Genomic DNA, 19257 nt, shown 5'->3' on the forward strand with positions numbered 1-19257 from the left:
GAACAGGGCGGACAGCGGGCTGGTGAGCAGGCGCGGCTCAGCGGTCGCGGCTCAGCGAGTGTGGCTCAGCGGTCGCGGCTCAGCCGTTGCGCGGGCCGGGGAAGGCCGTCGGCCGGACGTCGTCGCGCAGGGCCGGACTGCCCGCCGTCGGCTGGGTCGGCATGGAGCGGGCGGCCGGGACCGTGGGCACGGCGGGGAGGCCGGAGCCCACGTTGACCGGGTGGGTGCCCGTCGGTTCCGGTGCGTGCTCGGGGGTCTCGGTGGCGGGAGCCGACTGCGTCGCGGCGCGGCGGGAGCCGTAGCGGCGGTGCACCGCCTGCTTGGTGACGCCGAGTGCGGAGCCCACCGCGTCCCACGAGAAGCCGAGCGAACGGTCGAAGTCCACGGCGGCCGTGACCAGGGTCTCGACGCTGTCCCGCAGCTCCTGGGCGAGACGGACCGTCGGGGCGGGGGCCCGCCCGTAGACGACGAAGCCCGTCGAGGGGCCGGAGCGGCGCGGGCGGTAGACGTTGCCCAACTGGGCGGTGAGGGTACGCAGTGCGTCCACCTGCCGGCGGACCCGCTCGATGTCCCGCACCAGCAAGTGCAGGCTGGCCCGAGCCTGGGCGTCGTGGGTTGCGTGGTCGGCCATGAACAAGCCTCTCGAACCGGCGTTGAAAGGAATCGGGCCGCGCGGGCGGTCCGGTGGTCAACTCTTCCTTGACCAACGCGTGGGCGCTCCGGTGGTCACGGGGTGGGGGCGTGGCGGCATATGCGTGCGCCTGTGCTCGCCGGACGCGCGCCTCGGCCTTCGGCGGTGTTCTCTCCCACCCGCGTACCACTCGTTTCCAGTCGGTCGAGAGGCCGGGGTCTGCCGCGGGGGCGCGTCGCCGTCGGCGGCTGTCCGTCCGCGGCGGGCTCGTAGACTGGGGCGCTGCCCGACGTCCGCCACGCCCGAGAGGCCCGTCCCACCCATGAAGCTCGTCTTCGCCGGCACCCCCGAGGTCGCCGTTCCCGCCCTGGACGCACTGATCGCCTCCGGGCGCCACGAGGTGGCCGCCGTCGTCACGCGGCCCGACGCTCCGGCCGGGCGCGGGCGCCGGCTGGTCGCCTCACCCGTGGCCGAGCGTGCGGAGGAGGCCGGGATCGAGGTGCTCAAGCCCGCGAAACCGCGCGACCCGGAGTTCCTGGAGCGGCTGCGTGGGATCGCGCCCGACTGCTGCCCCGTCGTCGCCTACGGTGCCCTGCTGCCCCGCGTCGCCCTCGACGTGCCCGCCCGCGGCTGGGTCAACCTGCACTTCTCGCTGCTGCCCGCCTGGCGCGGCGCGGCTCCCGTGCAGCACGCGCTCATGGCGGGCGACGAGATCACCGGCGCGTCCACCTTCCTGATCGAGGAGGGCCTCGACTCCGGTCCCGTCTACGGGACGGTCACCGAGACCATCCGGCCCACCGACACCAGCGGCGACCTGCTGACCCGGCTCGCCTTCGCCGGCTCCGGGCTGCTCGCCGCCACCATGGACGGCATCGAGGACGGCAGCCTGAAGGCCGTACCGCAGCCGGCCGACGGTGTCACCCTCGCCCCGAAGATCACCGTCGAGGACGCCCGGGTCGACTGGACCGCCCCGGCGCTGCGCGTGGACCGGGTGGTGCGCGGCTGCACCCCGGCCCCCGGCGCCTGGACCACCTTCCGGGGCGAGCGGCTCAAGCTCGTGCAGGCCCTGCCCGTGCCCGACCGGACGGATCTCGCCCCGGGGCAGCTCGCCGCCGGCAAGAACAACGTGCACGTCGGCACCGGCTCGTACGCCGTCGAGCTGCTGTGGGTGCAGCCTCAGGGCAAGAAGCCGATGCGGGCCGCGGACTGGGCGCGCGGCGTGCGGATCGCCGACGGCGAGTCGCTCGGCGGCTGACCTGCGCCTCCGCAGCACCGTTCACCGGTCCGAAGTACGCTGGTGAGCGCACTTCAACCCACACCCGGAGCACCTTTTTCGTGAGCGAGCAGCCCCGTCGTCCCCGTAAGCCCGGCAAGCCGTACCGCAGGCCCCAGAAGGATCCCGTCCGCATCCTCGCCTTCGAGGCGCTCAGGGCCGTCGACGAGCGGGACGCGTACGCCAACCTCGTCCTGCCGCCGCTGCTGCGCAAGGCACGGGAGAAGGAGGGGCCGGAGAACTTCGACGCCCGGGACGCGGCCCTCGCCACCGAGCTGGTGTACGGGACGCTGCGCCGGCAGGGAACGTACGACGCGATCATCGCCGACTGCGTCGACCGGCCGCTGCGTGAGGTCGACCCGCCGGTGCTGGACGTGCTCGGCCTCGGCGTCCATCAGCTGCTCGGGACGCGGATCCCGAGCCACGCCGCCGTGTCCGCCACCGTGGAACTGGCGCGGGTCGTGCTCGGCGACGGGCGGGCCAAGTTCGTCAATGCCGTGCTGCGCAAGGTCGCGCGGGACGATCTCGACGGGTGGCTGGAGCGGGTCGCCCCGCCCTACGACGAGGACCCCGAGGACCACCTCGCCGTCGTGCACTCGCATCCGCGCTGGGTCGTCTCCGCGCTGTGGGACTCGCTCGGCGGCGGCCGGGCCGGCATCGAGGAACTGCTGGCCGCCGACAACGAGCGGCCCGAGGTCACCCTCGTCGCCCGCCCCGGACGGGCCACGGCCGACGAGCTGCTGGGCGAGGAGGCCGCCGTACCCGGGCGCTGGTCGCCGTACGCGGTGCGGCTGAGCGAGGGCGGCGAGCCCGGGGCCGTCGACGCCGTACGGGAGAACCGGGCCGGCGTGCAGGACGAGGGCAGCCAGCTCGTCGCGCTCGCGATGGCGAACGCGCCCCTGGACGGGCCGGACCGGCACTGGCTGGACGGGTGCGCCGGGCCGGGCGGGAAGGCCGCGCTGCTGGGTGCCCTGGCCGCGGAGCGGGGTGCCTTCCTGCTCGCCTCCGAGAAGCAGCCGCACCGGGCCGGCCTGGTGGCCAGGGCACTGGACGGGAATCCGGGGCCCTACCAGGTCATCGCGGCCGACGGGACCCGCCCGGCGTGGCGGCCCGGCAGCTTCGACCGCGTCCTGGTCGACGTGCCCTGCACCGGGCTCGGCGCCCTGCGGCGTCGCCCCGAGGCGCGCTGGCGGCGCCGTCCCGAGGACCTGGACGGTTTCGCCCCGCTCCAGCGCGGGCTGCTGCGCAGCGCCCTGGAAGCGGTACGGATCGGTGGCGTCGTCGGCTACGCGACCTGCTCACCGCACCTCGCGGAGACCCGCGCCGTCGTCGCGGACGTCCTCAAGCAGCACCCCGGCACCGAACTCATCGACGCCCGCCCGCTCCTGCCCGGCGTCCCCGACCTCGGCGAGGGCCCCGACATCCAGCTCTGGCCCCACCTGCACGGCACCGACGCGATGTACCTGAGCCTCATCCGCCGCACCGCGTGAACGCAGGCCCACCAGGCACTCGGCGGGGGCGCGGGCCGGAGGTCGTCGGTCGGGCGCGACCGGCCACCCCCGGCCCGCGCCCGACCAACGACCTCCGCCTACCTGGGACCCCTCCCGCCCCACCCCCGGAGGGCATGGCAGTCTTGGGGCATGGCCGCGCAGATCAACCCCAGCATCCTGTCCGCCGACTTCGCCCGCCTCGCGGACGAGGCCAAGGCGGTCGGGGGAGCCGACTGGCTCCACGTCGACGTCATGGACAACCATTTCGTCCCGAACCTCACGCTCGGCGTGCCGGTCGTGGAGTCCCTGGCCAGGGCGACGGACACCCCGCTGGACTGCCACCTGATGATCGAGGCCCCCGACCGCTGGGCGCCCCAGTACGTGGAGGCGGGCGCCGGTTCCGTCACCTTCCACGTCGAGGCGGCCGCCGCCCCGGTGCGCCTCGCCCGGGAGATCCGGGCCAAGGGCGCCCGCGCGTCCATGGCACTGCGGCCCGCGACGCCCATCGAGCCGTACGAGGATCTGCTCCCGGAACTCGACATGTTGCTGATCATGACGGTTGAACCGGGCTTCGGCGGGCAGGCGTTCCTCGACATCATGCTCCCGAAGATCCGGCGCACCCGTGAGCTGATCAAGAAGCACGGTCTGGAGCTGTGGCTCCAGGTCGACGGCGGGGTGTCGGCATCGACGATCGAGCAGTGCGCCGACGCCGGCGCCGACGTCTTCGTCGCGGGTTCCGCCGTGTACGGGGCGTCCGACCCGGCCGAGGCGGTACGTGCATTGCGCACGCAGGCCGAGGCGGCGACCGCCAAGGCGTCCTGGGCGTGCGACCACTGAGGAACAGAACGTGAACGGCTCCCATCAGGGCTGATCAAGTGCGCCGAATCTGCAAGGATGAACGGCGTATCCAGAGTGTGAACAGCAGTGAGGAGATCGCCGTGTCGGGTATGTCGGCGGGCCGTTCAGCCATGCGGATGGGACCCGCTGAGCTGGTCCAGGCGGCGGCCATGGCCCGCCGCTTCTACCTCGAGGGCAAGTCCAAGATCCAGATCGCGGAGGAGTTCGGCGTCAGCCGCTTCAAGGTGGCCAGGGTTCTCGAGACCGCCCTCGAGAGAGACCTAGTACGAATCGAGATCCGCGTGCCGGCCGAGCTGGACGCCGAGCGCTCGGACGCCCTGCGCGCCCGCTACGGGCTCAGGCACGCCGTCGTGGTGGAGTCCCCGGCCGACGCCGAGGAGACGCCCGACCCGGAGAATCTGGGCGAGGTGGCCGCCGACCTGCTCGGCGAGCTGGTCAACGAGGGTGACGTACTGGGCCTGGCCTGGGGCCGGTCCACCATCCACATGGCGGCGGCGCTCGACCGGCTGCCGCCGTGCACGGTGGTGCAGCTGACGGGTGTGTACGACGCCGGGACCGCCGAGCGCGGCTCGGTCGAGGCCGTGCGCCGCGCCGCCCAGGTGTCGGGCGGCGACGCCCACCCCATCTACGCGCCGATGCTGCTGCCGGACGCGGCCACCGCACAGGCGCTGCGCCACCAGACCGGGATCGCCCGGGCCTTCGAGTACTTCGACAAGGTCACCGTCGCCTGCGTCTCCATCGGCTCCTGGGAGCCCGGCATCTCGACGGTGCACGACATGCTCAGCGACGAGGAGCGCGCGCACTACGCCTCGCTCGGTGTCGCCGCCGAGATGTCCGCGCACCTCTTCGACGCCGAGGGGCGCCGGGTCGGGCGGGACCTGGGAGAGCGGTGCATCACGGTCAAGGCCGACCAGCTCCGCCGTATCCCCGAGGTCGTGGCGATCGCGGGAGGGGCGCGCAAGGCGGCGGCCATCGACGCGGTGCTGCGCTCCGGTCTGGTCACCAGCCTGGTGACGGACACGTCGGCCGCGGACTACCTGATGACGGTGGGCTCGGCGCCGAAGTCGACGCTCAACCGGACGGACCCGGACGGCATCTGACGGCTCGTCGGAGGGTCCGGGGCGGAGAGGGAGAAGAGGGTGACATGAACGAGGACCCCGCGGGACGGCTCGTGGTCACGCTGGACCTCGACGGGGTCACGGACAAGGCGGGCCTGATGGACCGCTGCGCCCGTGACCTGGCGCTGCCCGACTGGTTCGGCCGGAACTGGGACGCGCTCGCCGACTCACTCGCCGACCCCTCCGTCTGGCCCGAGGGCGCGGCGGACCGGGGGCTGGTGCTGGTCGTGCGGGGGTGGGGCGCGTACGCGCGGGAGCGGCCGGACGAGTGGTCCGTCGCCGAGGAGGTCTTCGCCGAGGCGACGGACCGCGGTCCGGGGCTCTTCGTGGCCCTCGGCCCTGGAGGATCCTCCAATCAGGTCGCTGACCAGCCTGGATGATCTGCCCGGGGGCTGTCGGCCACCAGCCGTGGGAGAATGAAGTACGTGCTCTTTCCCCCTGGCTGACCTGTCCGGGGGCCACCTCTGATCGACTGGGATGTGCAGCACGTGCGTTTCCTGAATGACATCCAGCCCTCGTACGACCTGACGTACGACGACGTGTTCATGGTGCCGAGCCGCTCCGCCGTGGGCTCCCGGCAGGGCGTGGACCTCGGCTCCCCGGACGGCACGGGCACCACCATCCCGCTCGTCGTCGCCAACATGACCGCCATCGCGGGCCGCCGCATGGCCGAGACGGTGGCCCGGCGCGGCGGCCTGGTGGTCATCCCGCAGGACATCCCGATCGAGGTCGTCACCGAGGTCGTCTCCTGGGTGAAGAGCCGCCACCACGTCCTGGACACCCCGATCGTGCTGGCCCCGCACCAGACCGTCGCCGACGCGCTGTCCCTGCTGCCCAAGCGCGCCCACAACGCCGGTGTCGTCGTCGACGAGGACCACAAGCCGATCGGCGTGGTCACCGACACCGACCTGACCGGCGTGGACCGCTTCACCCAGCTCGAAGAGGTCATGTCCAAGGATTTGATCCTCATCGACGCGGACATGGACCCGCGCGAGGCCTTCAACACCCTCGACGCCGCCAACCGCCGCTACGCGCCCGCCGTCGACAAGGACGGCCGCCTGGCCGGCATCCTGACCCGCAAGGGCGCCCTGCGCGCCACGCTCTACACCCCGGCGACCGACGCGAACGGCAGGCTGCGCATCGCCGCCGCCGTCGGTATCAACGGCGACGTGGCGGGCAAGGCCGAGCAGCTGCTGGACGCGGGCGTGGACACCCTCGTCATCGACACCGCGCACGGCCACCAGGAGTCGATGATCGGCGCCGTCAAGGTGGTGCGCGACCTCGACCCGCGGGTCCCGATCGTCGCGGGCAACATCGTCTCCGCCGAGGGCGTGCGCGACCTGATCGAGGCGGGCGCCGACATCATCAAGGTCGGTGTCGGCCCCGGCGCCATGTGCACCACCCGCATGATGACCGGCGTCGGCAGGCCGCAGTTCTCCGCGGTCCTGGAGTGCGCCGCCGAAGCGAAGAAGTACGGCAAGCACGTGTGGGCCGACGGCGGCATCCGGCACCCGCGCGACGTGGCGATGGCCCTCGCGGCCGGCGCGTCCAACGTGATGGTCGGCTCCTGGTTCGCGGGCACCTACGAGTCCCCGGGCGACCTCCAGCACGACGCCAACGGCCGCCCCTACAAGGAGTCGTTCGGCATGGCCTCCGCGCGCGCGGTGCGCAACCGCACCTCCGAGGAGTCGGCCTACGACCGCGCCCGCAAGGCGCTGTTCGAGGAGGGCATCTCCACCTCCCGGATGTTCCTCGACCCGACCCGCCCGGGCGTCGAGGACCTGATCGACTCGATCATCGCCGGGGTCCGCTCCTCCTGCACCTACGCCGGTGCCGCGTCCCTGGAGGAGTTCGCCGAGAAGGCCGTCGTCGGCATCCAGAGTGCCGCCGGCTACGCCGAGGGCAAGCCGCTGCACGCCAGCTGGAGCTGAGCGGGTCCCCAGTCCGAACGTCGTCGGGGTGGCTCGACGCAGGCCACCCTGACGCGACGCCGGACGTATGACGACCCCTCGGAGCATCGAGCCGCAGCACACCCCGCTGACCGCCGTGGCCCGCCTCGACGAGCTGCGCGCCCGCGAGTCCCCGGCCGGGGCCGGTGGCGACGAGGAATCGATCGCGGGTGAGCCGGACCGCCGCTGACCAGGGAGATCCACGGCCCGCCGGTCACGCGCGCAACGCTTCACAGCCTCCGCGCAACGAACACGCGCTCCGCCCCGGTGAACGCAACGATCGTGCGGAGATGCGCAAGGTTGCCGCATTACCGGGGACCCGCGCCCCTCGTAGTGTTCTGCGCTGTACGTGGCGTGGCGGGGACTCCGCTCGGTGGGTTCCCGCTCTTCACGAGCGTGCCCGCCGGTCCCCGCCGCTCCAGAGCCCGCCGCGAGCCCGTCCGCTCACACCGACGGGCGCGACCGGCAGCGACAAAGGAGTCAACGCGTGCTCGACCAAGGCGCACCCCCGCACCACGACGGACCGGCCACCCCCTCATCCCCGGGCCTGGCCGCGCGCCTCATGCGCCGCAAACCCGTGGAACGCCTGGTCGCCGAGGGCGGCCAGGGCGAGGGCGGCACCCTCCGCCGCTCCCTCGGCCTGTGGCAGCTGACGATGATCAGCATCGGCGCCACCCTCGGCACCGGCATCTTCGTCGTCCTCGGCGAAGCCGTCCCCAAGGCCGGCCCGGCCGTCACGCTCTCCTTCGTCATCGCCGGCCTCACGGCGCTCTTCTCGGCCCTGTCCTACGCCGAGCTGGCCGGCACGATCCCGGTCGCCGGGTCCTCCTACTCGTACGCCTACGCGACGATGGGCGAGCTGGTCGCGTGGGTCTGCGGCTGGTGCCTGGTCCTGGAGTACGGCGTGTCGGTGGCCGCCGTGGCCGTCGGCTGGGGCGAGTACCTCAACGAGCTCCTCGACGGCACCATCGGCGTCACCATCCCGGCCGCGCTGTCGGCCCCGCCGGGCGACGGCGGCCTCTTCAACCTGCCCGCGCTGATCGTGGTGCTCCTCGCCATGACGTTCCTGCTGGGCGGTGCCCGCGAGTCCGCGCGGGCCAACACCGTCATGGTCGTCGTCAAGATCGCCGCGCTGGTGCTGTTCTGCGCGATCGGCGTGCAGGGCTTCCGTTCCGGCAACTACGAGAACTTCATGCCGCTCGGCATGGCCGGGGTCAGCGCCGCCGGGGCGACGCTCTTCTTCTCGTACATCGGCTTCGACGCCGCCTCCACCGCCGGTGAGGAGGCCAAGAACGCCCAGCGCGACCTGCCCCGCGCGATCATGCTGTCCCTGGTCATCGTCACGGTGCTGTACGTCCTCGTCGCGGCCGTCGCCGTCGGTGCCAGGCCCTGGCGGACCTTCACCGACTCCGAGGCCTCCCTCGCCCAGATCATGACCGACGTCACCGGCCAGAGCTTCTGGGGCACCCTGCTGGCGTTCTGCGCGGTCGTCGCCATCGCCAGCGTCGTGCTGACCGTGCTCTACGGCCAGACCCGCGTCCTGTTCGCCATGTCCCGCGACGGGCTCGTGCCCAAGGTGTTCTCCCGGGTCCACCCGAAGACCGGTGCGCCCCGGGCCAACACGCTGATCGTCTCCCTGTTCTGCGGCGTCCTGGCCGCCGCGATCCCGCTGGGGCAGCTCGCCGACGCCACCAGCATCGGCACCCTCTTCGCCTTCGCCCTGGTCAACGTGGCCGTCGTGGTGCTGCGCCGGTCCCGTCCGGACATGCACCGCACCTTCCGGGTGCCGCTGGCGCCGGTCCTGCCGGCGCTGGGCTTCGCCTTCTGCGTCTGGATGATGGGCAGCCTGTCCACCGTCACCTGGGTGGTCTTCGGTGTCTGGATGGCCGTGGGGCTCGTGTTCTACTTCGTGTACGGCCATCGCCGTTCCCGGCTCGCCACGCCGGACACCTCAGACGCCCAGAAGCTCCAGTAGCTCCAGAAGTGAAGTGAACGACCCGCAGTGCTGAACGATCTCGACGAACGCATCGTGCACGCCCTCGCCGAGGACGCCCGCCGCTCCTACGCGGACATCGGGCAGTCGGTCGGCCTGTCCGCGCCCGCCGTGAAACGGCGCGTGGACCGGCTGCGCGCCACCGGAGCCATCACCGGATTCACCGTACGGGTCGACCCCGCCGCGCTCGGCTGGGAGACCGAGGGGTTCGTCGAGATCTTCTGCCGCCGCAACACCTCGCCGGAGACCATCCAGCGGGGCCTGGAGCGCTACCAGGAGGTCGTGGCCGCGTCCACCGTCACCGGGGACGCGGACGCGGTCGCCCAGGTCTTCGCCTCCGACATGCGGCACTTCGAACGGGTCCTGGAGCGGATCGCCGGGGAGCCGTTCGTGGAACGGACCAGGTCCGTGCTGGTGCTGTCGCCCCTGCTGCGGCGCTTCTCGTCGGGGTCGCCCACGTAAGTCGGGCCGTCTGCGGTAATCGCTGGGCAGCGGGCCGCGTGCCGTCTAGCATCGGTGCCATGACCTGGCGACATTGATCCACCAGCAGGGCCTCCTCTCGAGGGCCGCCTCGGACGCCGTACCTCCGGTGTCCGATCCGCCCCCTCGGGAAGGCCTCATGACTCTCTCACCCGAGCGTGCTCCCGCCACCGCCGGTATCCGGCGGCTGACGCGCACGCTGTACGGCTCCGCGTTCTGCGACGAGTTCGTCCTGCTGTACCCGGTGTACGCGCTGCTGTTCAGCGACACCGGTCTGTCGGTCTGGCAGATGTCCTCCCTGTTCGCCCTGTGGTCGCTGACCGGCGTGGTCCTGGAGGTGCCTTCCGGTGCCTGGGCCGACGCCGTCTCCCGGCGGCTGCTGCTGGTGCTGGGCCCGCTGCTCACCGCCGCCGGCTTCGCCCTGTGGGTGCTCGTGCCCTCCTACGGCGCCTTCGCGCTCGGCTTCGTGCTGTGGGGCGCCGGGGGAGCGCTCGGCTCGGGGGCGCTGGAGGCGCTGGTCCACGACGAACTGGACCGGGCCGGCGCGGCCGACCGGTACGCCCGCGTCATGGGCCGGGCGCGAGCGGTCGGGATCGCCGCGACGATGACCGCGATGGGCCTGGCCGGGCCCGTGTTCGCCTGGGGCGGGTACGAGGCGGTCGGCGCGGCGAGCGTGCTGGTCTGCCTGGCCGGGGCGGTGGTGGCCACCCGGTTCCCCGAGCACCGCACACCGCCCGCCGACGGTGACCGATGGTCCGCGGCCCTGCGCGCCGGACTCGCCGAGGCCCGCACCGACCGGTCCGTGCGCGGCGCGCTGCTCCTCGTACCGGCCGTGACGGCGGTGTGGGGCGCGCTCGACGAGTACACGCCACTGCTGGCGCACGACACCGGCGTGGCGCAGGAGACCGTCCCCTGGCTGCTGCTGGTGATCTGGGCCGGGGCAACGGCCGGCAGCCTGCTGGCCGGTGTCGCCGAACGCCTGACCACGACCGGGTTCGCCGCCCTGCTCACCGGCTCGGCGCTCGCCCTGGCCGTGGGCGCCGCGGCGGGCACCCCGGCCGCCCTGGTCCTGGTCGCGCTGGCCTTCGGCGGCTTCCAGCTGGCGACCGTGCTGGCCGACGCCCGTCTCCAGCAGCGCATCCAGGACACCGGCCGGGCCACCCTGACCTCGGTCGCCGGCCTCGGCACCGAGCTGGGCACCCTCGCCACCTACGGCGCGTACGGGGCGGCCGCCACGGCGACGGGGCACGGCACCGCGTTCGCCCTGTCCGCGGTGCCGTATCTGCTGACGGCGCTGCTGCTGGCCACCGCCGCCCGGACTAGAGCCGCGGCTGCCAGGGCACGACCTCGAAGTCGCCGGTTCCCTTCCTGACCTTCTCGAAGGGCGCCGAGGACACGCACCGGGGCAGCTCCCCACCCTCCGCGGGGTTGCCCGTCGCGGCCCAGCTGTAGCCCAGACGGTCATGGCGGCCCCGGTCGTGGACCGTGACGCCGACCCGTTTGCCCTCGGCGCCGGGCAGGTCGGAGTCGGTGATGACGCCGGAGACGACGGCCACGTCGCCGCCGGTCAGCAGGCAGTCGACGTCGGCCTTCGCCCGGGCGCCCTCGCCGTTCAGGTAGTGGCTGAACTCGAACGTTCCGGTGGCCTTGAGCGGGTCGTCGTTGTCCCCGGCCGCCAGATGCGCGTCGAAGGTGAAGGTGATGTCGTCCCCGGCCGACCGGTACAGCTTCGCGGTGCCGGTGAGCGCGGCGGCCTCCCTCGGGGGTCGCTCCTCGTGGGGGCCGGAGGCGACCGCGGCGCCCGTCGTGGCGGCGGTGAGGAGCAGTGCGGCGCAGAGTGCGGCGGTCATCGTACGGCGTTTCAAGGCGGTCCTCTCGTCGGCGGAAACTGGCGAACTGAACGCTCACCACTGTCCCGGCGCCGTGCTTCCACCACATCGCGCCCCGGGGTGAGTGCCCTCCGCCGCACGGCGGGCGCGGTCTGCCCCCTGGGGAGGAGCCGGGCGTGCGGAACCGGCCGTGCGGCCGGGGCGTGAGCGCGTGATGGCCCGCCGGGCGCCGGGAAGAGGGCGATCGGCTTGCCGACCGGTGCCCGGCGGCCGTTCGGCGGTCCCCACGGCGGTCGCCCGGTGGGGCGAGGACGGGCGGGCTGGCCAGGGGGAGGACGCGCGGGTGGCGAGGGGGCCGGGCCGGGTGAGTACGGGCGGGTGGCCAGGGCCGGCAGGCGGGGCGGCACGGGCGGCTGGGCGGTGGCGTCCGCGGCCGAGGGAGGGCGGGTGGGTGGGGTGCACAACGAATCGCCGTGGGGTGCCCCGCGAACGCAACGATCCGCTCACCGGCGCGCAACAGGTCCGTCTTGTCCGGCCGAGTCCGCCGACCGTACCGTCTATCTGGCCCCCGACCCCCTCCCACCGGTGAGGAACACGCATGCGCACCGCCCTGCTCCAGAGCTCCGGCCGCCCCGGCTCCACCGCCGAGAACCTCAAGGTCCTCGACGAGGCCGCGGGCCGGGCCGCCGCCGCGGGCGCCGGGCTGCTGGTGACCGCCGAGCTGTTCCTGACCGGATACGCGATCGGCGACGACATCGCCGTCCTCGCCGAGCCCGCCGACGGCGACTCCGCCGACGCCGTCGCGGAGATCGCCGGACGCCACGGCCTCGCCGTCGCCTACGGCTACCCGGAGCGGGCCGGCGAGAGCGTCTTCAACTCCGTCCAGCTCATCTCCGCCGACGGCACCCGTGCGGCGAACTACCGCAAGACCCACCTCTTCGGCTGCTTCGAGCGCGAACACTTCACACCTGGCGAGCAGCCCGTCGTCCAGGCGGAGCTCGACGGGGTGACCGTCGGCCTGATGATCTGCTACGACGTGGAGTTCCCCGAGAACGTCCGCGCCCACGCCCTGGCCGGCACCGACCTGCTGCTCGTCCCGACCGCGCAGATGCACCCGTTCCAGTTCGTAGCCGAGTCCGTCGTGCCGGTGCGGGCCTTCGAGAACCAGATGTACGTGGCGTACGTCAACCGCGTCGGCCGGGAGGGCGAGTTCGAGTTCGTCGGGCTGTCCGCACTCGCCGGACCCGACGGGACCGCCCGTGCCCGGGCCGGGCGTGCCGAGGAGCTGGTCCTCGCCGACGTCGACCCGGCCTTCCTCGCCGCCTCCCGCGAGGCGAACCCGTACCTGAAGGACCGCCGCCCCGGTCTCTACGGGCCCCTCGTCTGAGTCCCGAGCCCCGAGCCCTCACCCCCGTTCCACCTGTGCAAGGAGCCCGTACCCCATGACGTCCACCGTGCCCAACGCGATCGAGCACGCAGACGAGCAGCAGCCGCCGATCACCATGTTCGGGCCGGACTTCCCGTACGCGTACGACGACTTCCTCGCCCACCCGGCGGGTCTCGGCCAGATACCGGCGACCGAGCACGGCACCGAGGTCGCGGTCATCGGCGGCGGCCTGTCCGGCGTCGTGGCCGCCTACGAGCTGATGAAGATGGGCCTCAAGCCCGTCGTGTACGAGGCCGACAGGATCGGCGGGCGGCTGCGGACCGTCGGTTTCGACGGCTGCGACGAGACCCTGACCGCCGAGATGGGCGCGATGCGCTTCCCGCCCTCCTCCACCGCCCTCCAGCACTACATCGACCTGGTCGGCCTGAAGACCAGCCCCTTCCCCAACCCCCTCGCCGAGGCGACGCCCTCGACTGTCGTCGATCTCAAGGGCGAGTCGCACTACGCCGAGACGCTGGACGACCTCCCCCAGGTCTACCGCGACGTCGCCGACGCCTGGGCGAAGTGCCTCGAAGAGGGCGCCGACTTCTCCGACATGAACCGCGCCCTGCGCGAGCGCGACGTCCCGCGCATCCGCGAGATCTGGGCGAAGCTGGTCGAGAAGTTCGACAACCAGACCTTCTACGGCTTCCTCTGCGACTCCGAGGCCTTCAAGTCCTTCCGGCACCGCGAGATCTTCGGCCAGGTCGGCTTCGGCACCGGCGGCTGGGACACCGACTTCCCCAACTCCATCCTGGAGATCCTCCGCGTCGTCTACACCGAGGCCGACGACCACCACCGCGGCATCGTCGGCGGCTCCCAGCAGCTGCCCCTGAGGCTCTGGGAGCGCGAGCCGGAGAAGATCGTCCACTGGCCCCACGGCACCTCGCTGAAGTCCCTGCACGCGGACGGCGAACCGCGCCCGGCGGTGACCCGGCTCACCCGCACCGCCGGCAACCGCATCACCGTGACCGACGCCGACGGCGACATCCGCACGTACCAGGCGGCGATCTTCACCGCCCAGTCCTGGATGCTGCTCTCGAAGATCGCCTGCGACGACTCGCTCTTCCCGATCGACCACTGGACCGCGATCGAGCGGACGCACTACATGGAGAGCTCCAAGCTCTTCGTGCCCGTCGACCGGCCCTTCTGGCTGGACAAGGACGAGGACACCGGGCGGGACGTCATGTCGATGACGCTCACCGACCGGATGACCCGCGGCACCTACCTCCTCGACGACGGTCCGGACAAGCCCGCCGTCATCTGCCTCTCCTACACGTGGTGCGACGACAGTCTGAAGTGGCTGCCGCTGTCCGCGAACGAGCGGATGGAGGTCATGCTGAAGTCGCTCGGCGAGATCTACCCGAAGGTTGACATCAGGAAGCACATCATCGGCAACCCGGTGACGGTCTCCTGGGAGAACGAGCCCTACTTCATGGGCGCGTTCAAGGCCAACCTCCCCGGTCACTACCGCTACCAGCGGCGCCTGTTCACGCACTTCATGCAGGAGGAGCTGCCCGCGGACAAGCGGGGCATCTTCCTGGCCGGCGACGACATCTCCTGGACGGCCGGCTGGGCCGAGGGCGCCGTCCAGACCGCGCTGAACGCGGTCTGGGGCGTCATGCACCACTTCGGCGGGGAGACCGACGCGACCAACCCGGGCCCGGGTGACGTCTACGACGAGATCGCGCCGGTCGAGCTCCCCGAGGACTGACCTGTCCGTCAGACCCCGGCCGCGCGAGCCTTCTCGTACACCTCGGCGGCCAGGTCCTTCAGCTCCTCGGCGTCCCGCGCGGAACCCTGGAGGTCGATGAGGATCTCGGCGAGGCCGATCTCGGCGTGCGCGGCGAGGTCCTCGACGATCTGGTCGACGCTGCCGTGGAAGGGGCGGCGATCGGCGCCCTCGTGGGCCGACGCGCGATACCGGGCGTTGGCCCGCAGCACCGTGCGGATCGGCTCCGTGCGGCCCCGCTCGGCGGCCAGCTCCCGCAGCTGCCGCCACTGCTCGGCCACGACCCCGGCGCCGATGCCGTTCGGCAGCCAGCCGTCGGCGTGGTCGACCAGGCGGCGCCGGGCCCTGCCGCTGCCCGCCGCCAGCAGGACCGGGATCGGCCGGGCGGGCTTGGGTCCGACCACGGCGGACGCGATCTTCGTGAACTCACCGTCGTACACCACCGGATCCGGTCCCCAGACCGCGCGGCACACCTCGATCAGCTCGTCCAGGGCCCGCCCGCGCTCGGCGAAGGGCCGCACCGACGCCGCCGCGTACTCGTCGTGGGACCAGCCCGTGCCGAAGCCGGCGACCACCCGGCCGCCGCTCGCCGCGTCCAGCGAGGCCAGCGCCTTCGCCAGCTGGAAAGGGACGTGCAGCGGGGCGACCAGGACGCTGGAGCCCAGCTCCGCCCGTTCGGTGGCCGCGGCGGCGAGGGTCAGGGTGACCAGCGGTTCCGCCACGTGCCGGTACTCGTCGGGCCAGGGCAGGCCCTCGATGCCGTACAGCCCCTGGGTGGCGGGCTCGGGGAACAGGGCCCGTTCGAAGACCCACAGGCTCTCGTAGCCCAGCCGTTCCGCCGCGCGGGCCACGTCGGGGACGTCCTTGCCGAGGTCGTACTGCCGCATCTGGGGGAGGCCGAGTCCGAGCCGGGTCGTCATACCTGGGTGCTCCTTCGCAGTCGGGGTGCGATGTTGCCCGAGATCTCAACGTACAGCCACCGAACGGGAGTTCCGGGAGCGCGCACCGGGAGCGCCGGCCGGATCAGTCCGGCAGCGGGGTGAGCAGCATGCGGCCCGCGAGGCCCACCGCCGAGTCCAGACGTTGGGTGAACTCCCCGGCGACGTCGGGCAGCCGGCGCAGCGCCCACAGCGCGCGGGCCGACGCCCAGGTGGCGTCGCGGGCGCGCTCCAGGCTCCAGGAGCCGAGCAGATGGGTCAGCGGGTCGGCGATCTGCAGGAGGTCGGGACCCGGCATCAGCTCATCGCGGATCCGCTCCTCCAGCGACACGAGGAGATCACCCACCCGGTCGAACTCGTCCTCCAGATCGACGGGTTCGCAGCCGAGCGTACGGCAGGTGTCCACCACGGCCAGCGCGAGATCGTGGCCGATGTGCGCATTGATGCCCGCCAGCGCGAACTGCAGCGGCCGTACGCCGGGGTGGCGGCGGAACTGGAACAGGGGCCGCCAGCACGCGGGCGGCCGGTGCCCGTCCTCCAGCGCGTCGAGGGCGGCCAGATAGCGCTCCGCGAACCGTACGTCCAGCGCGATCGCGGCCCGGGCGTCCGGGAACCGTCCGCCGTCGATGTGCCGGTCGACGGCCTCCGTGACGGTCAGGTAGACGCGGTTGAAGACGGCCACCCCGTCCCGGGCGGGCAGCGTCGTGTCGAGGGCGCGCATCCGGGAGAGGACCGTGTCCACCGTCCGGACGGCCGCCGGGACTTGCTCGCAGTGCGCCATGGCGGCAGGGTCGCAGCTTTAGGCTGGCGGGAGTGCCGGCGGGCCCGACGCTTCCCCAGAACGGGGGAACGCGCCCACCGTGCGGGGGAGGGGGAAGCCGAACGTGTCAGGCCTTCGTGCCCGGCGTCTGGCCGCTCGCAGGGCCGAGCGCAGGCGTGCCGCCCGCCGCAGCGCGATGGTCGCGGCGGCGTCCGTCGTGATCGCGGTGGGCACCGCGGCCGGCATGCTGTCCGCGCTCGGCGACGACGGCGGAGGGGCGGACGAGGCCCGTCCGCAGGTGACGCGGTCACCGCGGCTGCAGTCCCTGCCCGTCGCGCCGTCCCCGTCCCCGTCCCCGCCGGTCTCCGCCTCGGCCTCCGCCTCCGCCTCGGCGAGCAAGGCGGCTCCCAGTCCCTCGCCGAAGAAGAGGTCCGCGACGGCCGGGAAGGAGAAGCCCCGGGCCGCCGCGGCCTCCACCCGGCTCTACCGGCACCCCCGGTCCCAGGTCCTCGACTGGGTCCGGGCCCACCCCGGCGACCCGCGTCAGGACGTCATCGAGTCGCGGATCGCCGACCATCCGGCGGCCGTGTGGTTCGCCGACTACACGCCCGGGACGATCACCTCCCGAGTCCGCGCCGTCACTTCCGGCGGTGCCGCCGAGGGCCGGGTGCCGGTCGTCGTGCCGTACGCGATACCCGACCGCGACTGCGGCGGCCACTCCCAGGGCGGGGCGCCCGACCTCGACGCCTACGACGACTGGATCGACCGCTTCGCCGCCGGGCTCGGCTCCGGTGATGTCATCGTCGTCCTGGAGCCCGACTCGGTCGCCCAGGCGGAGTGCCTGTCCGCCGGCGAGCGGGCCGACCGCTTCGCCTCGCTGGCCCGGGCGGGGCGCGTGCTGAAGGACGCCAACCCGAACGCCCGGGTCTACTACGACGCGGGGCACTCCGGCTGGCACGCGCCCGCCAAGCAGGCGGGCTGGCTCAGGCAGGCGGGCGCCGCCTCGGCCGGCTCCTCCGACGGCGTCTTCAGCAACGTCTCCAACTTCCACACCACGGCCGACGAGGTCGCCTACGACCGCGCGGTCCTCGACGCCCTCGGCGGCCCCGCGAGCCTGGGCGCCGTCATCGACACCAGCCGCAACGGCAACGGCGCCCCCTCCGACGGCGAGTGGTGCGACCCGGACGGCCGCAGGCTCGGCCGCGCACCGACCCTGAGCACCGGCATGGGGCGCGTCGACGCCTACCTGTGGGTCAAGCTGCCCGGGGAGTCGGACGGCTGCAAGGGCAAGCCGGGCACGTTCACCCCGTCCTACGCCTACGACTTGGCGCGCTGAGACCCGCCGCCGTCACCGCTGTCCCCGGCCGGCTCGTCGTACGACGACGTGCCCTCGTCCAGCAGCGGCGCTTGTGTCTTGAGGTGGGCCGGGGCGAAGGCCCGCAGCGCGTGGTAACCGGTGATGACGACCAGGGTGCCGAGCGCGATGCCGCTGAGCGAGAAGGTGTCGGTGAACTCCATGCTGACGTTGCCGACGCCGATGATGATGCCCGCGGCGGCCGGCACCAGGTTCAGCGGGTTGCGCAGGTCCACCTTGGCGTTGATCCAGATCTGGGCGCCCAGCAGCCCGATCATGCCGTAGAGGATGACGGTGATGCCGCCGAGGACGCCGCCCGGGATCGCGGCCACGACCGCGCCGAACTTCGGGCAGAGGCCGAAGAGCAGGGCGAAGCCCGCCGCGGCCCAGTAGGCGGCCGTCGAGTAGACCCGGGTCGCGGCCATCACGCCGATGTTCTCGGAGTACGTCGTGTTGGGCGGGCCGCCGACCGCGGTGGACAGCATCGAGCCGACGCCGTCGGCGGAGATCGCCGTGCCGAGCTTGTCGTCGAGGTCGTCACCGGTCATCTCGCCGACCGCCTTGACGTGTCCGGCGTTCTCCGCGATCAGCGCGATGACGACCGGCAGGGCCACCAGGATCGCCGACCACTCGAAGCTCGGCCCGTGGAAGGACGGCAGCCCGATCCAGTCCGCCTGGCCCACGGCGGAGAAGTCCAGCCGCCAGTGGTCGGTGAGCTTGCCGCTGCCGTCCACCGAGTGGATCTTGCCGAAGATCCGGTCGAGGACCCAGGAGAGCACGTAGCCGAAGACCAGTCCCAGGAAGATCGCGATCCGGGACCAGAATCCGCGCAGGCAGACCACGGCCAGGCCGGTGAACAGCATCACCAGCAGCGCCGTCCACTGGTCCTGCGGCCAGTACGTGGACGCGGTGACCGGGGCCAGGTTGAAGCCGATCAGCATCACCACCGCGCCGGTGACGATCGGCGGCATCGCGGCGTGGATGATCCGCGCCCCGAACCGCTGCACGGCGAGCCCCACCAGGAACAGCGCGGCGCCGACCACCAGCACCGCGCCGGTCACCGTGGCGCTGGTGCCGCCCTGGGCCCGGATCACCGCGGCGACGCCGACGAAGGAGAGCGAGCAGCCGAGGTAGCTGGGCACCCGGCCGCGGGTGGCGAGCAGGAAGATGACGGTCGCCACGCCCGACATCATGATCGCGAGGTTGGGGTCCAGGCCCATCAGGACCGGAGCCACGAAGGACGCCCCGAACATGGCCACCACGTGCTGGGCGCCGAGCCCGGCCGTGCGGGGCCACGAGAGCCGTTCGTCGGGGCGGACCACCGCTCCGGGTGCGGGCGTGCGCCCGTCACCGTGCAGCTTCCAGCGCACGCCGAGGTCCATGGTGAGGTTTCGCTTTCTCTGTACGTGAGGACTGTCCGCACCAT

General features: G+C 72.8%; 18 protein-coding genes. 13 read left to right on the top strand and 5 right to left on the bottom strand.

Translation table 11 applies throughout. The annotated features are described in order from the left end of the window. Window positions 1–79: 79 nt before the first annotated feature. Window positions 80–631: a hypothetical protein gene (locus ACIQ6R_RS26200; RefSeq protein ID WP_404223749.1), complete on the bottom strand. Its 552-nt coding sequence runs from the start codon at window positions 629–631 to the stop codon at window positions 80–82. A gap of 322 nt (window positions 632–953) precedes the next feature. On the opposite strand from ACIQ6R_RS26200, the gene fmt reads away from it, so the two are divergent. The 10 genes from fmt (at window position 954) to ACIQ6R_RS26250 (ending at window position 11164) form a co-directional block, all read left to right on the top strand. After that, a complete protein-coding gene (fmt, locus tag ACIQ6R_RS26205) occupies window positions 954–1886 on the top strand; it encodes a methionyl-tRNA formyltransferase (protein WP_404179347.1) in 933 nt (310 codons plus the stop codon). Window positions 1887–1966: 80 nt separating this feature from the next. Further along, a complete protein-coding gene (locus tag ACIQ6R_RS26210) occupies window positions 1967–3394 on the top strand; it encodes an RsmB/NOP family class I SAM-dependent RNA methyltransferase (protein WP_404179344.1) in 1428 nt (475 codons plus the stop codon). A gap of 150 nt (window positions 3395–3544) precedes the next feature. After that, on the top strand, window positions 3545–4231 hold the full coding sequence (rpe, locus tag ACIQ6R_RS26215) for a ribulose-phosphate 3-epimerase (protein ID WP_055415908.1): 687 nt from the start codon (window positions 3545–3547) through the stop codon (window positions 4229–4231). A gap of 77 nt (window positions 4232–4308) precedes the next feature. Next, window positions 4309–5352, top strand: coding sequence for a sugar-binding domain-containing protein (locus ACIQ6R_RS26220; protein WP_310874331.1), 1044 nt, complete (start codon window positions 4309–4311; stop codon window positions 5350–5352). Between the two features lie 44 nt (window positions 5353–5396). Continuing rightward, a complete protein-coding gene (locus ACIQ6R_RS26225) occupies window positions 5397–5750 on the top strand; it encodes a barstar family protein (protein ID WP_404223750.1) in 354 nt (117 codons plus the stop codon). A 108-nt stretch (window positions 5751–5858) separates the two neighbouring features. Next, on the top strand, window positions 5859–7301 hold the full coding sequence (locus tag ACIQ6R_RS26230; RefSeq protein ID WP_404179336.1) for a GuaB1 family IMP dehydrogenase-related protein: 1443 nt from the start codon (window positions 5859–5861) through the stop codon (window positions 7299–7301). A gap of 67 nt (window positions 7302–7368) precedes the next feature. Then, a complete protein-coding gene (locus tag ACIQ6R_RS26235) occupies window positions 7369–7509 on the top strand; it encodes a hypothetical protein (protein ID WP_404179333.1) in 141 nt (46 codons plus the stop codon). Window positions 7510–7806: 297 nt separating this feature from the next. Then, window positions 7807–9294, top strand: a complete 1488-nt coding sequence (locus tag ACIQ6R_RS26240; protein ID WP_404179330.1) for an amino acid permease — start codon at window positions 7807–7809, stop codon at window positions 9292–9294. A 27-nt stretch (window positions 9295–9321) separates the two neighbouring features. Further along, window positions 9322–9774, top strand: a complete 453-nt coding sequence (locus ACIQ6R_RS26245; RefSeq protein WP_055415902.1) for an Lrp/AsnC family transcriptional regulator — start codon at window positions 9322–9324, stop codon at window positions 9772–9774. 157 nt (window positions 9775–9931) lie between these two features. Next, window positions 9932–11164 carry an MFS transporter gene (locus ACIQ6R_RS26250; protein WP_404179328.1) on the top strand — a complete coding sequence of 411 codons (1233 nt, stop codon included), beginning with the start codon at window positions 9932–9934 and terminating at the stop codon, window positions 11162–11164. Here the strand turns inward: ACIQ6R_RS26250 and ACIQ6R_RS26255 are convergent. Beyond that, entirely contained in the window at window positions 11112–11657 is a 546-nt protein-coding gene (locus ACIQ6R_RS26255; RefSeq protein WP_404223751.1) for a Repetin, read from the bottom strand. The genes ACIQ6R_RS26250 and ACIQ6R_RS26255 overlap by 53 nt on opposite strands. Before the next feature lie 562 nt (window positions 11658–12219). Between ACIQ6R_RS26255 and ACIQ6R_RS26260 the strand changes: the two genes are divergently transcribed. Both ACIQ6R_RS26260 and ACIQ6R_RS26265 read left to right on the top strand, forming a co-directional pair. Next, entirely contained in the window at window positions 12220–13008 is a 789-nt protein-coding gene (locus tag ACIQ6R_RS26260; protein WP_404179323.1) for a carbon-nitrogen hydrolase family protein, read from the top strand. Between the two features lie 55 nt (window positions 13009–13063). Then, complete coding sequence (locus tag ACIQ6R_RS26265) at window positions 13064–14761, top strand: flavin monoamine oxidase family protein (protein ID WP_404179320.1); 1698 nt, start codon at window positions 13064–13066, stop codon at window positions 14759–14761. Window positions 14762–14769: 8 nt separating this feature from the next. Here ACIQ6R_RS26265 and ACIQ6R_RS26270 read toward each other — a convergent pair whose 3' ends face one another. Further along, window positions 14770–15699 carry an LLM class F420-dependent oxidoreductase gene (locus tag ACIQ6R_RS26270; RefSeq protein WP_404223753.1) on the bottom strand — a complete coding sequence of 310 codons (930 nt, stop codon included), beginning with the start codon at window positions 15697–15699 and terminating at the stop codon, window positions 14770–14772. A gap of 103 nt (window positions 15700–15802) precedes the next feature. Continuing rightward, entirely contained in the window at window positions 15803–16498 is a 696-nt protein-coding gene (locus tag ACIQ6R_RS26275) for a DUF5995 family protein (RefSeq protein WP_404223755.1), read from the bottom strand. Between the two features lie 175 nt (window positions 16499–16673). Here ACIQ6R_RS26275 and ACIQ6R_RS26280 point away from each other — a divergent pair, with 175 nt between their 5' ends. Continuing rightward, window positions 16674–17813, top strand: coding sequence for a glycoside hydrolase family 6 protein (locus ACIQ6R_RS26280; protein WP_404223866.1), 1140 nt, complete (start codon window positions 16674–16676; stop codon window positions 17811–17813). Here the strand turns inward: ACIQ6R_RS26280 and ACIQ6R_RS26285 are convergent. Next, complete coding sequence (locus ACIQ6R_RS26285; protein WP_404223757.1) at window positions 17795–19213, bottom strand: uracil-xanthine permease family protein; 1419 nt, start codon at window positions 19211–19213, stop codon at window positions 17795–17797. The genes ACIQ6R_RS26280 and ACIQ6R_RS26285 overlap by 19 nt on opposite strands. Window positions 19214–19257: the final 44 nt, after the last annotated feature.

The organism is Streptomyces sp. NPDC096048 (genome assembly GCF_044763415.1).
Classification (GTDB): domain Bacteria; phylum Actinomycetota; class Actinomycetes; order Streptomycetales; family Streptomycetaceae; genus Streptomyces.